Source organism: Streptomyces sp. enrichment culture (genome assembly GCF_964273145.1).
In the GTDB taxonomy this organism is placed as follows: domain Bacteria; phylum Actinomycetota; class Actinomycetes; order Streptomycetales; family Streptomycetaceae; genus Streptomyces.
The window spans coordinates 1,860,842-1,877,854 of record NZ_OZ186873.1 but is presented as its reverse complement, the minus strand read 5'-3'; the positions used below and the strand labels follow the sequence as shown (position 1 = coordinate 1,877,854).

Annotated in this window: 15 protein-coding genes and 1 pseudogene; 11 read left to right on the top strand and 5 right to left on the bottom strand. The window is 72.6% G+C overall.

All coding sequences use genetic code 11. The annotated features are described in order from the left end of the window. Positions 1–157: 157 nt before the first annotated feature. Both ACSU6Z_RS08560 and ACSU6Z_RS08555 read right to left on the bottom strand, forming a co-directional pair. A complete protein-coding gene (locus ACSU6Z_RS08560) occupies positions 158–457 on the bottom strand; it encodes a hypothetical protein (protein WP_437044348.1) in 300 nt (99 codons plus the stop codon). A gap of 179 nt (positions 458–636) precedes the next feature. Further along, the gene (locus tag ACSU6Z_RS08555; protein WP_437044347.1) at positions 637–873 is read right to left on the bottom strand and encodes a hypothetical protein; all 237 of its coding nucleotides are present in this window, start codon (positions 871–873) and stop codon (positions 637–639) included. A gap of 581 nt (positions 874–1,454) precedes the next feature. On the opposite strand from ACSU6Z_RS08555, the gene ACSU6Z_RS08550 reads away from it, so the two are divergent. Continuing rightward, positions 1,455–1,748, top strand: coding sequence for a hypothetical protein (locus ACSU6Z_RS08550; RefSeq protein WP_437044346.1), 294 nt, complete (start codon positions 1,455–1,457; stop codon positions 1,746–1,748). Positions 1,749–2,070: 322 nt separating this feature from the next. Here the strand turns inward: ACSU6Z_RS08550 and ACSU6Z_RS08545 are convergent, their stop codons facing one another. Further along, positions 2,071–4,818 (bottom strand): glycoside hydrolase family 35 protein, encoded by a 2,748-nt coding sequence (locus ACSU6Z_RS08545; RefSeq protein WP_437044345.1) that lies wholly within the window; start codon positions 4,816–4,818, stop codon positions 2,071–2,073. 195 nt (positions 4,819–5,013) lie between these two features. Between ACSU6Z_RS08545 and ACSU6Z_RS08540 the strand changes: the two genes are divergently transcribed. Both ACSU6Z_RS08540 and ACSU6Z_RS08535 read left to right on the top strand, forming a co-directional pair. Next, a complete protein-coding gene (locus ACSU6Z_RS08540) occupies positions 5,014–5,775 on the top strand; it encodes a hypothetical protein (protein ID WP_437044344.1) in 762 nt (253 codons plus the stop codon). Further along, complete coding sequence (locus ACSU6Z_RS08535; protein WP_437044343.1) at positions 5,772–6,263, top strand: ankyrin repeat domain-containing protein; 492 nt, start codon at positions 5,772–5,774, stop codon at positions 6,261–6,263. The genes ACSU6Z_RS08540 and ACSU6Z_RS08535 overlap by 4 nt, the downstream gene beginning before the upstream one ends. Here the strand turns inward: ACSU6Z_RS08535 and ACSU6Z_RS08530 are convergent. Beyond that, positions 6,250–7,170: an RNA polymerase sigma-70 factor gene (locus ACSU6Z_RS08530; RefSeq protein ID WP_437044342.1), complete on the bottom strand. Its 921-nt coding sequence runs from the start codon at positions 7,168–7,170 to the stop codon at positions 6,250–6,252. The two genes, ACSU6Z_RS08535 and ACSU6Z_RS08530, sit on opposite strands and share 14 nt — an antisense overlap. Next, positions 7,167–8,372, bottom strand: coding sequence for an NAD(P)/FAD-dependent oxidoreductase (locus tag ACSU6Z_RS08525; RefSeq protein ID WP_437044341.1), 1,206 nt, complete (start codon positions 8,370–8,372; stop codon positions 7,167–7,169). The genes ACSU6Z_RS08530 and ACSU6Z_RS08525 overlap by 4 nt, the downstream gene beginning before the upstream one ends. 491 nt (positions 8,373–8,863) lie before the next feature. On the opposite strand from ACSU6Z_RS08525, the gene ACSU6Z_RS08520 reads away from it, so the two are divergent. From ACSU6Z_RS08520 to wecB, 8 genes and pseudogenes are all read left to right on the top strand, one after another. After that, positions 8,864–10,168 (top strand): DUF3500 domain-containing protein, encoded by a 1,305-nt coding sequence (locus tag ACSU6Z_RS08520; RefSeq protein ID WP_437044340.1) that lies wholly within the window; start codon positions 8,864–8,866, stop codon positions 10,166–10,168. Positions 10,169–10,305: 137 nt separating this feature from the next. Beyond that, positions 10,306–11,274, top strand: a complete 969-nt coding sequence (locus ACSU6Z_RS08515) for an arabinan endo-1,5-alpha-L-arabinosidase (RefSeq protein ID WP_437044339.1) — start codon at positions 10,306–10,308, stop codon at positions 11,272–11,274. Then, positions 11,252–11,629, top strand: a pseudogene (locus ACSU6Z_RS08510) (family 43 glycosylhydrolase); the annotation flags it as partial. The gene ACSU6Z_RS08515 and the pseudogene ACSU6Z_RS08510, both read left to right, overlap by 23 nt. Continuing rightward, positions 11,515–11,772 carry an RICIN domain-containing protein gene (locus ACSU6Z_RS08505; protein ID WP_437050232.1) on the top strand — a complete coding sequence of 86 codons (258 nt, stop codon included), beginning with the start codon at positions 11,515–11,517 and terminating at the stop codon, positions 11,770–11,772. The pseudogene ACSU6Z_RS08510 and the gene ACSU6Z_RS08505, both read left to right, overlap by 115 nt. A gap of 465 nt (positions 11,773–12,237) precedes the next feature. Further along, entirely contained in the window at positions 12,238–13,170 is a 933-nt protein-coding gene (locus ACSU6Z_RS08500; protein ID WP_437044338.1) for a UTP--glucose-1-phosphate uridylyltransferase, read from the top strand. A gap of 27 nt (positions 13,171–13,197) precedes the next feature. Continuing rightward, complete coding sequence (locus ACSU6Z_RS08495; RefSeq protein ID WP_437044337.1) at positions 13,198–13,983, top strand: SDR family NAD(P)-dependent oxidoreductase; 786 nt, start codon at positions 13,198–13,200, stop codon at positions 13,981–13,983. Between the two features lie 80 nt (positions 13,984–14,063). After that, the gene (locus ACSU6Z_RS08490) at positions 14,064–15,767 is read left to right on the top strand and encodes an FAD-dependent oxidoreductase (protein WP_437044336.1); all 1,704 of its coding nucleotides are present in this window, start codon (positions 14,064–14,066) and stop codon (positions 15,765–15,767) included. 42 nt (positions 15,768–15,809) lie between these two features. Beyond that, positions 15,810–17,012, top strand: coding sequence for a non-hydrolyzing UDP-N-acetylglucosamine 2-epimerase (gene wecB / locus ACSU6Z_RS08485; protein WP_437044335.1), 1,203 nt, complete (start codon positions 15,810–15,812; stop codon positions 17,010–17,012). The last annotated feature ends 1 nt before the right edge of the window (position 17,013 follow it).

Genomic DNA, 17,013 nt, shown 5'->3' with positions numbered 1-17,013 from the left:
GGGCCGCCCCGCAGGCGGCGTCCGGCCGCCGGCACAAGGGAAGCGGCCCCGGCGGGATGCCGGGGCCGCTCGGAACACGATTCCCACTCGCCGCGATCAGCGAGTGCCGGACGGCCCTCGGCACCTGTCGGCGAAGAGGGCCTTACCGGTAGGAAGATCAGCGGTACTCGTGCTGGACGTTCTTCGCGAAAACGTTGGCCTCGGCGTGCTCGTCGGAGTCGTCCACGACGTGAACCTTGGTCTCCTTCTGCTCCTTCACGTTCTTCGAGCAGTCCAGGTTGTTGTTGTCCGCCGAAATGATCGGGATGTTGACGACCTCGATGATGTCGCAGCTCAGAACCTGCGTGTTGTTCTGGAACTTGGCGTTGTCGTCGTCAGCGGCGACAGCCGTGCCGGCGGCGCTGCCGGCCAGGGCCAGAGCGGTGAGGGTGGAGGCCATCGCCTTCTTGAGAGCCATGTGGATGTCTCCTCTTGTGACTGGGGTGTGTTCGAAGGTGACTGCAGGCGCATTCAACGCCCGCACTCGCGGATGTCACGCTTGCAGCTACCGAGTCGTTCTCTGCCGCGATTGTCGGCGCGACTACCCATCCAACGAATCCCGAGAACGTCCGGTGTTGCTCCAAAGGAATGAAGTCGCTATCCGCTGGTGGCGGTCGTGGCTTCCTTCTTATTGTGACTCTGCGAACAGTCGAGAGTCTTCTGCACGGCCGACAGGTTCGGCCGATCGCGCACTTTGAGGATCGAGCAGGACAAGAGCTGGGTGTTGTTCGCGTGCTGCTCTGCTCCTGCGTACGCGTGGGCCGATCCGGTGTGCAGGGCCATCAGGGGCACCGCGCACAGTGCGAGGACGGCAAGGCGGGCGCTGGAAATCACATGCGTTCCTGTCTGGGTCGGGGTTGTGGGCACGACTGCGAGGTTTGCCGCACCGGTCGCCGGAGCGGAGCTTTCGCGGAAAGCGTGCGAAGCGCCCGGCGGAACATTACCTGCTTACATGTCGGCAGGTACGATAAGTATTCCGCCGAGGTGCGGGTCGCCTCGGTCGCACAATAATGGACGGATTGGTCGGCGGCCGGATCCCGCGCTCCGGCCGCGAGGCGTTCGTCGCCGCCTGTCGTTTTTTCGACCGATCGTCGCGATAAACAGCCCGGCTGCCGTCCGGCGGGCGCCCGGAGCCATTCGCATGGGGCCGTCGCGAGGGCGGAGAAAATCCCCCGTAAGCACCACCGAGCGGGGTCGGCGTCGGCCGGGCGCGAGACCCTTGACGGGAGTTTCACTCCGTCGGAGCAACACCCGCGGGGTATGGATTCGTTGCATTGATAGTCGCGCCGTAAGCGCAGCCGACGTCTGGTTGTGTCCGATTGGCCGCGGCGTAACTGTCGAATGCATGATGCTCGGAAACGAGATCCTGCCCTCGGCATTCGAAACACACCCCAGTCAATGAGGAGACCTCACACATGGCTCTCAAGAAGGCGCTCGCCTGCACCTTCAGCGCGCTGGCCCTGGCCGGTGCTGCCGCCGGAACGGCCGCTGCCGCCGACGACGGCTCGTCGGGGATCGACAACAACACGCAGGTTCTGAGCTGCGACGCCGTCGAGGTCGTCAACGTCCTGATCCTCTCGGCGGACAACAACAACATCGACTGCTCGAAGAACACGAAGGAGGAGGAGAAGAAGGAGATCCACATCGTGGACGACTCCGACAAGACGGCCAAGGCCAACTTCTTCCTCAAGAAGGACGACTACCGCTGATCACCGGCCGGGAAAGCCGTCGCCCCCGACCGCTCTCCCGGCACGGAGCAGACGTGATTCGTCGCGTTGCAGCACGAGCGGCCCCCGATCCATCTCGGGGGCCGCTTCCCGTTTCCCGTCCCAGCCGCCCGCTCACGCTCACCGCGGCCCCGGTCCGCTGTTCGCGGGAACGCCGGGCCGCCGTGCCCGCCCGCGCGGGCCGCACCCCGGCCCGGCCCCGGTCGTGCGGTCGTCCCGCCCGGTGCCGTCGCCAGGGGCGCGGCGCTCGGCGAGACCCTGTGCGGCCCGGCCCGAGATCACCGGGACCGCGGCGCGCCGGGCCTCACCGGCCGGGGGACTCCACCGGCGTCACCGGCACCCCGCCCGCCGCCGCGCCCAGCAGCGTCAGCCGCACCTCGCCCGGCCCGCACGGCGTGGTCCCGTCGGCGAGGACGGCCAGCGCGAGGGTGTTGGCGCCCCGGGTGCGCAGAATGCCGCCCGGCAGGGCGACGGGGTGCCGCGGCCCGGCGTCGTTGACGTACTCGCCCATGTTCCAGCCGTTGAGGAAGATCTGGACGCGGTAGGCGCGACCGGGGTCGTCGTCGAGGACCAGGCCGACGGAGGCGTCGACGTCCCGGGGCACGGACAGCCGGAACGTCGTCCGGTACCAGGTCACCCCCTGCCGCCGGTCGCCGCGCGGGAAGGCGGTCTCCTCCCACCCGCCGTCGTCGTGGCCCGGCAGGTGCCAGCCGTGCCGTTCGCCGTACAGGCCGCCGTTGTTGAGCGGCCCGCGCACGGGGTCGGGGGCGGCGGCGCCCCGCAGCCGCCACCGCACCTCAGGCGACGCGCCCTGGAAGAAGGCGCCGGTCAGGCCGCGGGCCGCCTTGTGGGAGCCGCGGGCGCCGCCGTCCTGGCCGTGCGCGGTCCGCCGGACCAGGACGGACAGGACGGGGGTGGCGTGCGGCCGGTCCCGCAGCCGTCCGCGCAGCCCGGCCGGCAGGCGGAAGCGGGCGGTCGCCGCCCAGGTGTCCTTCCCCGCCGGGTTCTCCTCCGGCGGCGGCATGCGGTGGGTCCCCAGCGGTTCCCCGTCCAGCCAGGCCATCAGCAGGCCGCCGGAGCCGGTGCGGTAGGCGAGGGAGACGGAGGTCAGGCCGGCCGCCCCGGTCAGGCGGCCCCGGTACCACACGTCGCCGTAGTGGAAGCCGTAGTCGTCGGCGAAGAGGACGGGCTGCGCCTTCGGCACGGGCGTCGTGCTGTGCGAGGTCCTCTCCACCGCCGCCGTCCAGTCCCCGTCGTCGAAGCCGGGGCGGGCCTCCGGGTTCTCCGTCCTGCGGCGCCAGCCGCCGAGCGCGGGCAGCACCACGTGCGGCACCCCGGGCAGCGGACGCAGGGCGGTCAGACCGCCGGAGCGGCTGGCGCGGGCGGGCAGCGCGGCGCCGTTCCAGGTCACGTCCGTGACGCCGCGCGGCCCCCACACCTCCAGCCCGTTCTCCTCGGTCGTGTCGCCGGTGAGCCGCACCGTGCCGCCGTCCACGGAGGCGGACCGCAGCAGCGCCGGGCCCTGGACGAGGAGCGGGCCCGACGGGGTCCGGCACGGCCACAGCCGCAGCGAGGTCTCGTCGTCGGCGAACAGCAGCAGCAGGGGCCGCGTGGAGCCGCCGCCGTCGATCCGCACCCGGGTCAGCCCGCCGTCGCCGAGCGGCGCCGTCACCTGGAGCCGGCCGCGGTCGTCGTACGCCCACGCCGCCTCCTCGTCCAGCCGCCGGGGCCGGGGCGTGGCCGGGCAGTCCAGCACGACGTGGGCCATCTCGCCGCGCCGGCCCGTGAACACGGCGATGTCCCGCTCCCCGGCGGACAGGAACACCATCGGCTGCGCGGTGGAGTACGCCAGCCTCCGCCCCCCGCCCAGCGGCAACCCGGCGACCAGCAGCTTCGCGTCGCGGGCCGGGACGGTGACGGGCGAGTCGATCCCGGTGCCCGGCAGCGGGCAGGAGACGTCGGCGCCGGAGTCGTTGCGCACGACGTACACGTGGGTGCCGGTGTCGGGGTTGGCCAAGTGGGAGACCGCCAGCCGCTCGTCGGCCGCGCGCACCTCCTCCGCCCGCTCCAGACGGGCGAAGTCCGGTACGTGGCGCAGCAGGTGGCCGATCTGGTGCGTGGCCGCGAGCTCGTCCGTCGGCTGGCGCCCCGCGTCCAGGGCCGCCCCGCGGTCGTACGCGGCGGGGGCGCCCGGCGCGGCCAGCCAGCCCCACGAGGTGCCGCCGAACGCCAGCAGGGCGCCGGGCAGCGCGGCCCCTTCGGCGAGGCGGGCCAGCCCCAGCCGCCGCACCCCGGCGGCACCGTGCGCCGTCGTCTCCTCGGCGTACCCGCTCACCAGGGGGACGTCGACGCCGTCGGCGCGGACCTTCGCCCGCAGGTGCGCCGCGTACGCGGCGGCGTCGGCGGTGTCCGGGACGTCCTCCAGCTGGTAGAGCAGGACCGTGCCCCGGCCCCGGGTGTACAGGTGCCGGACGGCGACGGCGTCGACGCCCGCCAGCCACGCGTCGGCGTGCCGCAGGTACGCCGGGTCGGTGGTCCGCGCCCGGCCCCGGGCCGCCGTCAACCAGCCCGGCAGTCCGCCCGCGTCGAGGCCGGCGCCCAGGTACGGGCCGGGCCGCAGGATCACGTACAGGTGGCACTCGGCGGCCGTGCGCAGGAACAGGTCCAGGTCGCGCACGCCGGTGAAGTCGTGCCGGCCGGGCGCGGGGGAGTGGACGTTCCACGGGACGGGGACGCTCACCGCGTTGAAGCCGTACGCGCGCATCTTCTCCAGCACGTCCCGCCACAGCGACGGGCTCGGCAGCCGGAAGTAGTGCATCTCGCCGGGCCACAGCACCAGGCGCCGGCCGTCCACCAGCAGCGAGTGCCGGTCGAACCGGACGTCGTGCCGCCGCCCGTCCGCGGCCGGCGGGGCGGGCGGGGCGCCGGTGGGCACGCCGGACGCGCCGGACCCGGCCAGGGCCCCGCTGCTGCCGCCGACACTGCCGCCGAGCGCCAGGCCGAGGACGGCGGTGCCCGCGAGGCCGCCGAAGGTACGTCTGCTGAGCGCCAAGGGAGCGCCTCCTCTTGCCCGTCCTGCCGCGGTGTGCGTCCGCGTCGATCATGTGCGGGGGCCATTGTCCACAGCGGGCGGGGCCCGAGTCACACGAGGTGCGCTCGAAAGACCGTGCGGACCAGGCACGTTGGCCTCCGGGAGTGAGTACGCGCACTCATGTGCGCGGCGGGCGGCGCTCGTCAGGCTGTGCGCATGCGACCGACATTCCTCCCGAAGCCCGTCGTGGTGGCCGCGTTCGGCTGCCTGGTCCTGTCCCTGTCCCTGTCCGGCTGCGGCAGCGAGCGGGCCGCCGGCCGGCCCCCCGCGCGGAGCGCCGCCCCGGCGACGGATCCACTCGGTGCGGCAACCGGCGCCGACGACCCGGAGCTGCGGGCCTTCACGATGTTGTCCCGCGTCATGGAGGACTGCGGCCCGGACGCCCCCGACGGTGACGGCGGCAGCGGTGCCGTGCCCGAGCCCGAGGACCTGCCGGGCTGGGAGGACGGGGCCGCACCGCGGTACGGGCCGGGCGGGACCCCGCCGGGCGTCCCGGACGCGGAGGGCGACACACCGGTCCCCCCGGACGCCCCCGCGCCACCGGAGCCGTCCCCGGTCCCCACCCGGTCCGGGCCGGCCGGGGAAGTGCCGCTGACGGACGCCGAGAAGTGCGAGGGCGAGGCACACGCGCGGCGCATCGGCGAGGCGTTCGGCGGCACGGGGCCGACCGGTCATCGGCAGATCCGTGAGAAGCTGACGGGCCTGGACTACCTGGCGTCGTGGATCCACCGGATGCCGGACCGGGCGGGCGCTCCCCGGGTCCGGCTCGACCTGCGCTTCATGGGCGGTCGACTGGCGCTGGAGATCACTGGCACCCGCGGCGGCGTGACTGTCGAGGCGTTCGGGGCCCCGGAGGCGGAGGACGTGGAGGTGACCGACGTCGTGCGGGAGCGGGACCACGGGGGCGGACGGGTGTGAACAGGCGGCGGCGGAAGAAACTGGCGGCCCGGCTCGTCGGGGCGGCGATGGTCGGCGGGACCGCCGGCGTACGCGCCCTGCTGCGCGCCGGAGCCGACCCGGACCGGCCCGACGCCGACGGTACGACGCCCCTGTACGCGGCCTCGGTCCACGGCGCCGCCGACATCGTCCGCCTGCTGCTGGAGGCCGGTGCCGCCCCCGACACCGAGAGCGGCCACGGCTCGGAGGGCACGCCGCTGTGCGGGGCCGCCTGCTGGGGCCACACCGACGCCGTCCGCGCCCTCCTGGAGGGCGGTGCCGATCCGGACCTGCGGGAGGACCACGGCACCGGGCACACCCCGCTGGAGTGGGCCGCGAAGGGCGGCCACACCGAGACGGCGGCCCTGCTGCGGGCGGCCGGGCAGGAGCGGGCCACGCCGCCGGACGCGGGCGGCGCCGGCCCGTCCCGGTCCGCCGCCGCGCCGCCCGCCCGGTTCACCGCGTCCTGACGTCGTGAGCGGTGCCGTCCGCGACGGCCCGGAGTTTGTCCGGGTTGGCCACGTTGTGGACGGCGGTGATGCGGCCTTCGGCGTCGAAGTCGAAGGTGAGGGTGGCGATCACGCGGCCCGGTGCGCCGAACACCAGGCCCGGTCCGCCGTTGATCTCGGCGGGACCGGCCCTCATGTCGGCGGGGTCGACGCCCTGGTAGGTGACGGTGCCGATGGCCGCGAACCAGGCGGCCACGGTGGCCGCGCCCACCACCGGGCGCAGGGCCTGGCGGACCTTGCCGCCGCCGTCGGTCCACAAGGTGACGTCCGGGGACAGCAGTTCCATCAGGGCGTTGACGTCACCGCCGGCCACGGCGGCGAGGAACCGCTCGGTGACCTCGCGCTGCCGTGAGCGGTCCGCGGTGAAGCGCGGCCGCCGGGCCCGCACGTGCTCGCGGGCCCGGTGCGCGGCTTGGCGCACCGCCGCCTCGGAACGCTCCACCGCCTCGGCGATCTCGGCGTGGCTGAAGTCGAAGACCTCCTTCAGCACGAACACCGCGCGCTCCAGCGGGCTGAGCGTCTCCAGCACCACCAGCATGGCCATCGACACCGACTCGGCGTCCGTGACGCTCTCGGAGGCGTCGGGGCCGGTGAGAATGGGCTCCGGCAGCCACGGCCCCACGTAGGTCTCCCGCCTGCGGCGCGTCGAGCGCAGCCGTTCCAGCGCCAGGTTCGAGACGATCCGTGTCAGGTACGCCTTGGGGTCGGCCACCTGTGAGCGGTCCGCGGCGGACCACTTGATCCAGGCGTCCTGGACCGCGTCCTCGGCGTCGGCCGCGCTGCCGAGGAGGCGGTAGGCCACGGAGAACAGCAGCCGCCGGTGTTCGTGGAAGACCTGCCGGCCGGGGTGGGCGGACGGGCCGGTCACCCGGTCCCCCGGAGCCGGGTGAAGCGGCCGCCGCGAGGCCAGAACGCGCCCGAGGCGGGGATCTTCTTCATGCGGCCGTACGTCGGCCAGGGCGAGGCGGTCACCGTCTCCTTGTAGCGGACGGCGACGCGGCCCGTCAGGCAGACGCGGCGCGGGCTGCCGTCGGGTCGTGTGAACTGCACCACGGCGTCCCCGCGTCCCAGGCTCACCGGCGTGTGGTAGTAGCCGAAGCGGAACGGCTTGGGCCGCTTGCCCCTGAGCGTCCGGTCGATCGACAGCGCGGCGTGCACCCCGGTCGGCATGCCGCTCTGGCAGGTGCCGTGCAGGACGCCGTACCCCTGGCGGACGGCGGCCGCGTCGCCGACCGCGTACACCTCGGGGTGGGAGACCGACCGCAGCGCGGCGTCCGTGACGACGCGCCCGCGTTCGTCGACGGCCAGCCCGGCGGAGGCCGCCAGCGGCGACACCCGCGTACCGCCGGCCCACAGGACCACGTCGGCCGCGATGCTCTCCCCGCCCGCCAGCTCGACCGCGCCGGGCAGTACCTTCACCACCTCGACGCCGGCGCGCACCCGGACGCCCAGCCGGTCGAGCGCGGACCGCAGGTACGCCCTGGCCCCCGGGTTCATGGCCGCACCGGGCTCGGCCCGGCCCAGCAGCACGACGTCCAGCTCCGGGTGCCGCTCGGCGATCTCCGCGGCCGACTCGACGCCGGTCGGCCCGCTGCCGGCGACCACCACCGTGCCGCCGCCGAGCCGCGCCAGCCGGCCGGCCAGCAACTCGGCGTCCGCCGCGCTGTCCAGAGTGTACGCGTGGTCGTCGGCGCCCGGCACCGCCGGCGTGTCGGCCACGCCGCCCACCCCGTACACCAGCGTGTCGTACTCCAGGACCCGGTCGTCGTCGATCCGCACCCTCTTCGCGTCCGCGTCCACCGCCGTCACCCAACCGCGCACGAACCGCGCGCCCGTACCCTCCAGCAGCTCCGGGATGCTCAGCTCGGCGAGCCGCCGCCCGGTCGCCGCCATGTGCAGCCGCATGCGCTCGGTGAACCGCTCCTGCGGATTCACCAGGGTCACCCGTACGCTCTCGCGCCGCTCGGTCCGGGCCGCGAGCTGGATCGCCGCGGACATGCCCGCGTAGCCCGCTCCCAGGATCAGAACGCGGTGCGGGGCCCTCGGACCGGCCTCGTGCCGTGTGGTCATCGTTCCGCCTCCTCGATTCACTGTCGATGACCACCGGATGCGAGCTGCCCGCCCGTCCGTGACACGGAGGAGGTGTGATGTGCGTCACGGCTAGGGTCTTTCGTTTGGATCAGGTCGGATCAGGCACCAGGTCCCGCGAGCCCGGCATGATCCGAACGAGAGGCCCTGGGGGGTGGGGTGGGCACGGGGGAGGGGCGGCCCGGGCGGTGGGGCCGCGCTGCCGCGCCGTCGACTCGCGCACGAGGCGGTGGACGGCCCGCCCGCCGGCGCGACCACGGCCTCGTCCGGTGGTGTTCGCCGGCCGCCGGGAGGCGCCGGGCGGGACCGGCCCGGCGCGACCGGACGGGCCGGGGCGGCCGTCGGCGGCGGGTGGCCTCATGGGCGGCTGACAGGCGGGACGCAGGGAATTCCCAGGTGTGTCGGGAAGCCTGACGCGCATGCACGGACACAGACCACGCACCCCCCAGGCCGAACGTACCCGACGCTGGTTCATGAACAGGTCGCTGCTGCTCGGCGGAGCAGCGGCGGTGGCGACCATGACCGGGTGCAGTTCCGGCGCTTCCGGCACGGCGGACCCGGCCGCGGCCTCCTCCGGCGCGCCGAGCGGCATGCCCTCGGGCGGCCCCGGCGGCATGGGCCCCGGCGTGACCGAGGTGAAGTACGCCGACTTCGTGGGCGTCACCACGGACGGCAAGGTCGTCGAGGACCTGTACTCGGTCCACTCCACCGGCGTCTCCACGGACGCGGTGGTCAAGGCGGCGCAGGACTTCCTGGACGGGCTCACGGCGAAGGAGCGGCGGGCCGCCGTCTTCGAGGTCGACGACGACGAGTGGCTGGCCTGGAGCAACGTCGACGGCTACGAACGCGAGGGCGCCCGCATGGGCGACCTGACCGAGAAGCAGCGCACCCTCGGCTACGCACTGCTGGGCAAGGCCCTGTCCGCCGACGGCCTGACCCAGACCCGCAACATCATGAAGCTCAACGCCTTCCTCGGTGACTACAACGGCGGCGGCAAGGAGACCCTCACCGAGGGGCACTACTACTTCACCTTCATGGGCACCCCCTCGACCACGAAGCCGTGGGGCTTCCAGTACGAGGGCCACCACCTGGCGATCAACTACTTCGTCCTCGGCGACCAGGTCGTCATGACGCCCACCTTCATGGGTTCGGAGCCGACCTCGGCGACGTACGAGGGCGAAAAGATCACCCTCTTCAAGAAGGAGACCACGGCCGGGCTGGCGCTCCTGCGGTCGCTGACCGACGCGCAGCGCGAGAAGGTCGTCTCCGGTGACGAGAAGGGCGGCACCAACATGGTGGCCGGGGCCGGCCAGGACAACCTGAAGCTGGCCTACCAGGGACTGGCCGCCGCCGAGTTCACCTCCGTCCAGCGCGAGAAGCTGCTCGACCTGGTCCGCGTCTACGTCGGCTACATGGACGACGGGCACGCCGAGGTGAAGATGAAGGAGGTGGAGGCCCACCTCGACGAGACCTACTTCTACTGGATCGGGGAGTCCGAGGACTCCTCCGCGTTCTACTACCGCGTGCACAGCCCGGTCGTGCTCATCGAGTACGACGCCCAGTCCCCGCTGGCCTACGGCACCGAGGCGGGCCAGGGCGGCGGCGGTGGCGCCCCCAGCGCCGCTCCCAGCGGCGCCCCCAGCGGCGGACCGGGCGGAGGCATGGGCGGCATGGGCGGGACCCCCACCCAGCAGCACATCCACACCATCATCCGCACCCCCAACGGCAACGACTACGGCGTGGACCTGCTCAAGCTGCACCTGGAGACCGACCACTAGCCGGGAGGCGGGCGCGGGGGCGGTTTTCGGCCATCGGCTTCCGTTGTCGCGCGGACCGTTGACGCGCACGAGGTTCGATTCTACGTTCCCGGTCCGAAGTAACGATCGATGTTCGATATATCGAACGGGAGTGTCTCGTGAGCCGCAAGAGAACCGCCCTCCTCGCCCTTCCCGCCGCCGCCGTGCTCGCCCTGCTGCCGAGCACGGCGTCCGCGTACCCGAACCCCGGCCGGGTCACCGGGTCCGTGGTCACGCACGACCCGACGATGATCCGCACCTCGTCGGGGCGGTACCTGCTCTACGCCACCGGCGGCGGCATCGCCCACAAGGCCTCGTCCGACCGCACCGCCTTCACCGCCGGCGCCGACGCCTTCGCCTCCCGGCCGAGCTGGTGGTCACGCTACTCGTCCGTCCCGGAGGCGTGGGCGCCGGACATCTCGTACCACGGCGGCAAGTACCTGATGTACTACTCCGTCTCGTCGTTCGGCTCGAACACCTCGGCCATCGGGCTGGCCGGTTCGGCGACGGGCCTGCCGGGGAGCTGGACCGACTACGGCGTCGTCTACACGTCGAACTCCTCCAGCGACTACAACGCCATCGACCCGAACCTCTTCGTCGACGACGACGGCAAGTGGTGGCTGTCCTTCGGCAGCTGGTGGAGCGGCATCAAGATGATCCGGATCGATCCGGCCACCGGGAAGCAGCTCGCCTCCGACACCACCCGCTACTCGCTCGCCTCCCGGCCGACCGGCACCAAGGCCGTCGAGGCGCCCTTCGTCGTCAAGCGGAACGGGTACTACTACCTCTTCGCCTCCTACGACACCTGCTGCGCCGGGACCAGCTCGACGTACAAGGTGAAGGTGGGGCGGGCGACCAAGGTCACCGGGCCGTACCTGGACAGGAACGGCGTGTCGATGACGAACAACGGCGGCACGCCCGTCCTGGAGTCGCACGGCAGCGTCATCGGCCCCGGCGGACAGTCGATCATGAAGGACGCCGACGGGGACCTGATCGTCTACCACTACTACGACGGCAACGACAACGGCACGCCCAAGCTCGGCATCAACCTCCTGGACTGGAGCAGTGGATGGCCCGTCGCCCACTGATGCGCCGGCAGCGCTGCTGCTCGCGCTGTCGCTCGGGCAGCCGTCCGCGAACGCGGCCTCGTTCACCGATCCGGTCAAGCCGGTCAAGGGCGCCGATCCCCGGATCTCGTACCACGACGGCAACTGCCACCCGGTGACGACGAGCTGGACCGACGTCATCACCATCCGCAAGCCCTCCACCCCGGCCGGGCTCGCCACCGCGCCCGGCGTGCAGGTCCGGAAGGGGGACGCCGCCTCCCGGTGCCGCACCATCTGGGCGCCCGAGCTGCACTTCCTCAACGGGCGCTGGTACCTGTACCACGTCGCCGGGCAGAACGTGTCCGACTGCCACCCGACGCAGCGCAGCCACGTCCTGGAGAGCGCCGGGTCCGGATCGTCAACCTGGCCACCGGCAAGGTGGCCGACGTCGCGGACTGCTCCACCGCGGACGGTGCCGACGTACGGCGGTGGACCTGGCTGAACAACGCGTGCCGGCAGTGGAGGCTCACCCCCGCGTAGTGCCCGCGAAACCTCCGCCGGGGGGCGGCCCGTGCCCGACGGCACGGGCCGCCCCCCCCCGGGACGGATCGCGGACCGGCGCCGAGGTGTGGCCCCACGTCACCCGCCCGCTGACCGGGAACGCGCCTGCCCACGCCGACGCGTCGGACCCGTCCGCCTGTCCTCGGGCCGGGACCGGGACACCGGGGCGGCCGGGGCAGGGCGATGCCGGTGGGCACGGTGGTGCGACCCCGCGCCGCCGGCCGCGTTCACCGGCCCGCGGGGCCTCGGTCCGGAGTCCGCGCAAACCGGAGCGACGCTTTCGGCAAGTCCACGCTCCGCGGGCCCGGTCACCGCGCGAACCCGGCAGTTCACCGCACGGTCGGCGGCGATTTCGGGCGCGGGCGGAGGGCGGAGCTACTGAATCGGTTCCACGTCGCCCGGAAGGCCTCACCCGATCAGCGGACCGGTCGATAAATTCGCCGCATGACCAGTTCCCGCCGCTTGGCGAAAGCCGTCATCCCGGCCGCCGGACTGGGCACGCGATTCCTTCCGGCGACCAAAGCCGTGCCCAAGGAAATGCTGCCGCTGGTGGACAAGCCGGCCATTCAGTACGTGGTGGAAGAGGCTGTCTCGTCCGGCCTCTCCGACATCCTGATGGTGACGGGGCGGAACAAGCGCCCCGTGGAGGACCACTTCGACCGCGGTTTCGAACTCGAGACCACGCTGCGGGAAAGAGGCGAGGACACCAAGCTGTCCCGGCTCACCTCTCCCGCCTCCTTCGCGAACATCCACTATGTGCGCCAGGGGGACCCGCGGGGACTCGGCCACGCGGTGCTGCGGGCGGCGTCCCACGTCGGCGACGACCCCTTCGCGGTCCTCCTCGGCGACGATCTGATCGACCCCGGGGATCCGTTGCTGGCCCGCATGACCGAGGTCCGCGACCGGTACGGCGGCAGCGTGCTGGCCCTGATGGAGGTCGCCCCGCACGAGACCTCCCGGTACGGGTGCGCCGCGGTCACCGGGACCGGCGAGGACGACGTCCTGCGGGTGACGGCGCTGGTGGAGAAGCCGTCTCCGGACCGGGCGCCGAGCCGCTACGCGGTGCTGGGCCGCTACGTCCTCGACCCCGGCGTCTTCGGCGTCCTGCGCCGTACCGAGCCGGGGCGCGGGGGCGAGATCCAGCTCACCGACGCCCTCGACACGATGTGCGGGACCGGGGTCGCGGGCCCGGTCCACGCGGTGGTCTTCTCCGGGCGCCGCTACGACACCGGTGATCCCGGCGAATACCTGCGCGCCGTGGTCCGGCTGGCCTGGGAACGCGAGGACCTGGGTCCGGATTTCCGGCGGTGGCTCGGCGAATTCGTGGCCTCCCGCACGCGCCCTTCGGCAGTCGAGGAAGGCCTGGAAGCCGCTTGAGGAGAAGGAATACGGAAAGGAGTCCCCGTGGACCTGGAACTCGCCGGAAAGGTGTACGTAGTCACCGGTGCGTCGGCCGGGATCGGCGCGGCCGTCGCGCAATTGCTGGCCGCCGAGGGCGCCCGTGTGGTCGGTGTATCCCGCCGTGCCGAGAAGTGCGATCCGGCTGACGGAAACGTATGGGCATTCGCCGCGGACGTCACCGACCCCGAGGCCGCCGGGCGCATCGCCGAAGCCGCGCTGAGCCGGTACGGGCGTATCGACGGCCTGGTGAACAACGCCGGTGGCCTGACGTCCCGTACGGGTTTCCTCGACACCACCGACGCCGACTGGAAAGCCTCCTTCGAGCTGAACCTGCATGCCGCGGTGCGGATGTCCCGGGCGGTGCTGCCGACGCTCGTCGGGCAGCGCTCGGGAAGCATCGTGCACATCGCGAGCGAGGCCGCCCGCTTCCCGGCCCCGTCCCTGCTGGACTACGCGGCGGCCAAGACGGCGCTGCTGTCGGTCTCGAAGTCCCTCTCGGCGGAGTTCGCGCCCGTGGGCGTGCGTTCCAACGTCGTCTCCCCGGGTCCGACCCGCACCGAGCTGTTCGACGCGCCGGGCGGCTTCGCCGAGCAGCTCGCGCAGCGCTACGGCACCTCTCCCGACGAGGCCGTGGACCGCTTCATCCGCGAGGAGCGCCGGCTGCCGAGCGGGCGCATCGGACACCCGCGGGACGTGGCCGCGGTCGTCGCCTATCTGCTCTCCCCCCTGGCCCGCCAGGTCACCGGTGCCGAATGGGCCGTCGACGGCGGCGCGCTGCGCCAGATCTGACGCCCTCCCGCAGGCACCGCCCCACCCCGGCGAGCAATCGCCCTTCCCTGCCCACCCCATCGATCCTTTATGAGGTGTACATGACATCCCGTTCCGCGCTGTCCACGCGCAAGACCGCCGCGCCCATGAACCGCCGCTCCCTCCTCACCCGCGGCGCCGCCCTCGCCGGCGGTGTCACGGCGGCGGCCGCCGGGCTGACCACCGCCGCCTCCTCCGCGCACGCCGCCGAGCCGTACGGGACGGGCGCGCTCATCGGCCCCGACGACCCGCGCTACCCGCTGCTGACCACGGGGAACAACCAGCGCTACGTCGCCCGGCCCGACTACGTGAAGATGATCCGCTCGACCCAGGACGCCGAACGCGCGCTGAGCGCCGCCCACCGGGCCGGCAAGCGGGTCTCCGTGCGCAGCGGGGGCCACTGCTTCGCCCCGCTGGTGTGCAACCCGGAGGTCGAGGTCATCCTGGACTTCTCGGAGATGACGGACGTCGGCTACGACCCGGCCAGACGCGCCTTCTACGTCGAACCCGGCGCCCGGCTGCTCAACGTCTACGAGGCGCTGTACAAGGGCTGGGGCGTCACCATCCCCGGCGGCATCTGCTACAGCGTCGGCGCCGGCGGCCACATAGCGGGCGGCGGCTACGGGCTCCTCTCACGCGCCCACGGACTGGTCGTCGACCACCTGTACGCGGTGGAGGTCGTCACCGTCGACGAGCGGGGCCGGGTCCGCACCACGGTCGCCACCCGCGAGGCCGACGACCCCGCCAGGGACCTGTGGTGGGCGCACACCGGCGGGGGCGGCGGCAACTTCGGCCTGGTCACCCGCTACTGGTTCCGCTCGCCCGACGCCAGGGGCACCGCCCCCGAGGACCAGCTGATGTCCCCGCCCTCCGAGGTCCTGGTCCACGCGGTCGACCTGCCCTGGGAGGACCTCGACGAGGCCCGGTTCACCCGCCTGCTGAAGAACTTCGGCGCCTGGCACGAGGCCAACAGCGCACCGGACTCCCCCTACCGGCACCTGTCCAGCCTCTTCAACGTCAGCTCGCGGGCCCATGGCAGCCTGGGCATGTTCACCCAGGTGGACGCGACCGTGCCCGGCGCCCGCAAGCTGCTGGACGACTACTTCGCCGCGATCACCGCCGGCACCGGCCTGACCGCACGGCCGATGGCCAAGGGCAACGGGGAGATCCCGCACCTGCCGGACCTGGCGGAGCCCCGCGTGATGCCGTGGCTGAACGCCGCCCGGCTGGTCGGCACGAACAACCCGACCATCACCGACCCCATGTCCCGGGCCGCGCACAAGTCCGGCTACATGCGCCGCAACTTCAGCGACCAGCAGATCGCCGCCCTGTACGAGTACATGACGCGGCCCGACTTCAAGAACCCGGACACCATGCTCGTGCTGTTCTCCTTCGGCGGCCGGGTCAACGCGGTCGCACCGGACGCCACGGCGAACGCACAACGCGACTCCGTGTTCAAGATGACCTTCCAGACCTTCTGGCCCGACGCGCGGGACGACGATTTCCACCTGGACTGGATCCGCGGCCTGTACGCCGAATTCTTCGCTGAGACCAAAGGGGTTCCGGTGACCGACGGCCGTACGGACGGCTGCTACATCAACTACTGCGACACCGACATGGCGGACCCGCGCCACAACCGCTCGGGCATCCCCTGGCACACCCTCTACTACAAGGACAACTACCCCCGGTTGCAGCAGGTCAAGAAGCGCTGGGACCCGGGCGACTTCTTCCGTCACGCCCTGTCCGTCGAACCGGCCGGGAAGTGACCCCCGCCGCCTCGGACCGACATCCGAATCGGGAGACACCTGATGCGAACCGTCGCCGTGGTCCTGGGCACCCGCCCGGAGGCCATCAAACTCGCCCCGGTGATACACGCCCTGAGGGAGGACCCCCGTTTCGAGCCGATCGTGATCTCGACCGGCCAGCACCGGGAGATGCTGGACGAGACGATGCGGGAGTTCGATCTGAGCCCCGACATCGACCTGGCGGTCATGGTCCCGGGACAGACGCTCTCGCAGACCACCTACCGCGCGCTGCGCGAACTGGAGGGACAGCTCGACTCCCTCAAGCTGGAGGCCGTGCTGGTGCACGGCGACACCGCCACCACCATGGCCGGCGCGCTCGCCGCCTTCCACCACAGGATCCCGCTGATCCATGTGGAAGCGGGCCTGCGCAGCGGGTTCCTCGGGTCGCCCTTCCCGGAGGAGGGCAACCGCCGCATGATCGCCCAGATCGCGGCGCTGCACCTGGCCCCCACCCCGGGCAACAAGGCGAACCTGCTGAGCGAGGGCATCGCCGAGGAGACGATCGCGGTGACCGGCAACACGGTCATCGACGCCCTGCACTGGGCCGGGAACAAGGCGGACAGCTTCGGCCACCCGGCGCTGGAAGACCTGGACACCGACACCCGCAAGGTCGTCCTCGCCTCCGCGCACCGGCGGGACGCCTGGCCCCACCTGCCGCAGATAGCCCGCGCCTTCGCCGCCGTCGCCGACGAGCCCGGCACCCGTGTCGTCGTACCGCTGCACCGCAACCCGGCGGTGCGCAGGGCGGTGCTGCCCGAGATCGAGGGCCACCCGGACATCACCGTCGTCGACCCACTGCCGTACCTGAACTTCTGCCGGCTCATGCGGCGCGCCGACATCATCCTGTCGGACAGCAGCGGCGCCCAGGAGGAGGGCCCGGCGCTGGGCAAGCCGACGCTGGTGATCAGCAACGTCACCGAGAGGTCGGAGGCCGTGGTCGCGGGCACCGCCCGGCTGGTCGGCACCTCCTACGAGGGCGTGTACACCCACACGGTCGAGCTGCTGCGGGACGAGGAGGCCTACGCGCGGATGGCCTCCACCGCCAACCCGTACGGTGACGGGCGCGCCACCCGGCGCACCGTCGACGCGATCGCGCACTTCTTCGGCGACGGCCCGCCGGCCGAACCGTTCGTGCCGGAGACCGAGACCGAGACCGACGAGCTGAGCGTGGAGCCGGCCCGGACAGCGGAGTTCGCACGATCATGAC